Origin of the sequence: Actinomadura sp. NPDC049753 (assembly GCF_040674655.1) — a bacterium.
Taxonomy (GTDB): Bacteria; Actinomycetota; Actinomycetes; order Streptosporangiales; family Streptosporangiaceae; genus Spirillospora; species Spirillospora verrucosospora.
In genome coordinates, this window is record NZ_JBFARL010000412.1 from 1 (window position 1) to 2,393 (window position 2,393).

Genomic DNA, 2,393 nt, shown 5'->3' on the forward strand with positions numbered 1-2,393 from the left:
CCGTCCACCTCGACCTCCCCGCCCTCGGCCTCCCCGACGACCCCGACCAACCCCACACCGTCACCGACCAACTCGACGGCACCACCTACACATGGACGAAGTACAACTACGTCCGCCTCGACCCGCACACCAAGCCCGCACACGTCCTCACGTTCGAGGAGAACGGACGTGTGCGGGCCGGTGGCGGGCAGGGCGGCGGAGCTAGCCGGAGCCGGCGCCGCTGAGCACGCGGTCCTCGATGGACCGGCAGCCGGTGAACACCGAGCCGAGGCCCTCGCGGTCGACGATCTCGCGGAGCTTGGCCGGCATCGCCGGCAGCGCCAGGCAGCCGCCCTCGGCGGCGACGCGCCAGCGGATGCCGAGCAGGATCGGCAGCGGGTCGCAGCGCACGCCGAGCCGGTCGTGCATCCGCACCATCAGGTGCCGCAGGTCGCCCTCGACCAGGGTGGTCAGCGTCTCGCCGAGCCGCGGCACGGTCACCTCGTCCAGCACCCCCGACAGGTGGACGACGGTGTGGTCGCCGTCGCCGGCCTCCGTCGTGGTGATCTTCAGTTCGGACGGCGCGGGCGGCGTCGGGGTGAGGCCGGCGTCCCCCGGATGCAGCGCGCGGATCGCGTCGAGCACGTGCGTGGTGTCGACCTCCCCCGGCGCCGGCTCCGGCGCGGGCGCGGCCGTCGCCGACCCGACGTCGGCGAAGACCGGGACGAGCCGGTCCAGCCCGGTGAGGCGCAGCGCCCGCCGGACGTGCGCCGACAGCGCGGGCACCACGGCCCGCAGCGGGCAGCCGAGCAACTGCGCCCGCGTCTCGGCCCGCGCCATCAGCACGAGCCCGGCCGCGTCCAGCAGGACCGCGTCACCGAAGTCGACCACGACCCCGCCGCGCCGCACGCCCCGCGTGCCGGGCGCGCCCGCGCAGGCGAGCGTCAGGGCCCTGCTCACCTCCTCCCGGATCCCCGCGTAGTTCTGCCAACTGATCTGCGCCGGCAGGCTGAGCACGATGAACCCTCGCCGGGTCTCGGTGCTCAGGCCCGGCACCGCCGTGTCCTTCATCTGTCACGTTCCGATCGGAGTGCGGGCCGCCGCGCGGGCGGGCCGGTGCGAGGCGGTCAGGTGGCCGGGCGGTCGGGACCCCGGCCGCTCGTCCGGGTAGGGCGGGCGGCCGCCCCGCACGACGCCCGTGAGCCGGGACGCCGCGAGGCGCTCGATGGTCCGTTCCTCGGGCCGCACCCCCAGATGGGCGCAGCAGCACCACAGGTCGTCCACGCAGCGCCGCACGCGCTCCACCGGAATGTCGGCGAAACGGACGCGCAGCCGTGCCACGAGGTCATCCCGCGTCGGTACGACCGATGGCGACTTCTCCCAGCGCTCCACTGTCCCTCCGATCGCTTCTGGACGGGCGAATTCCGTCCGAACTGAGCAGAACCCGCCGACCTGACGGGTTCTGAGGTTGGAAATGACCTACCCGAGGGTTGCGACAGAAAAAGCGACGAACCTAAAAACACGGACATGACACAACCTCCGCGCGGCAAGTATTCACGGCGCCCGAAGCCACTCGCCGGGCCGGGAATCGCCGTTCTTTTGCGCCGCTTTTCCGCGCGCTGCCCGGCCGCGACCGGGCGATGACCTTCCCGGCGGGCGGCCGCGCGCCCGGACGGCCCGCGAATCCGGACGATCTACCCCGGTCATGGGCGCGCTCGCACGGCCGGGCTGCGCCGCCGGGCTCCGAAACCGGACCCCCGGTCACGGACCGTACTGAAGCTTTTACGGATGGTTGCCTGTCGCGCACGCACCTGACCGGGCCGGAGGGAATTGCTGATCTAGATGTCTCCAACAGACCCGGGGTGACCCATGGACGGCCAGCCGAAGAACTTCACCCGCAGCACCCGACCGGACCAGGGCGGCGACGGGCTCACCTCACCGGGAACCGGGGACCTGCCCGTGGACGACGCCCCCTGGCCGGCCGCGGGACCGGCCGCCGGCCCCATCCCCGACCCGTTCGACGAGGACACCCCGCGCACACCGGACTGGTTCAAGACGGCGGTGTTCTACGAGGTGTCGGTCCGGGGCTTCGCCGATTCCAACAACGACGGGTACGGCGACCTGCGCGGGCTGATCTCCAAGCTGGACCATCTGCAATGGCTCGGCGTGGACTGCCTGTGGCTGCTGCCCATCTACCAATCGCCGCTCAAAGACGGCGGCTACGACATCGCCAACTACACCAGCATCCTCCCCGACTTCGGGGAGCTCGGAGACTTCGTCGAGCTGATCGAGCAGGCGCACGCGCGGGGCATCCGGGTGATCGCGGATCTGGTGATGAACCACACCTCCGACCAGCACCCCTGGTTCCAGGCGTCGCGGACCGATCCCGACGGGCCGTTCGGGGACTTCTACAT

Annotated in this window: 4 protein-coding genes; 2 read left to right on the top strand and 2 right to left on the bottom strand. The window is 71.9% G+C overall.

Annotated features, from left to right (window positions below; genetic code table 11):
• Window positions 1-224, top strand: a 224-nt coding sequence (locus AB0K37_RS41705; protein ID WP_363991647.1) for a hypothetical protein, incomplete at its 5' end; no start/stop codon positions are given.
• On the opposite strand, the gene AB0K37_RS41710 is transcribed toward AB0K37_RS41705, so the two are convergent.
• On the bottom strand, window positions 202-1,050 hold the full coding sequence (locus AB0K37_RS41710) for an STAS domain-containing protein (protein ID WP_363991650.1): 849 nt from the start codon (window positions 1,048-1,050) through the stop codon (window positions 202-204). The two genes, AB0K37_RS41705 and AB0K37_RS41710, sit on opposite strands and share 23 nt — an antisense overlap.
• A gap of 3 nt (window positions 1,051-1,053) precedes the next feature.
• On the bottom strand, window positions 1,054-1,320 hold the full coding sequence (locus AB0K37_RS41715; RefSeq protein ID WP_345187862.1) for a hypothetical protein: 267 nt from the start codon (window positions 1,318-1,320) through the stop codon (window positions 1,054-1,056).
• Between the two features lie 528 nt (window positions 1,321-1,848).
• Here AB0K37_RS41715 and AB0K37_RS41720 point away from each other — a divergent pair.
• Window positions 1,849-2,393 (top strand): alpha-amylase family glycosyl hydrolase (locus AB0K37_RS41720; RefSeq protein ID WP_363991653.1); only part of this gene is annotated, 545 nt, incomplete at its 3' end.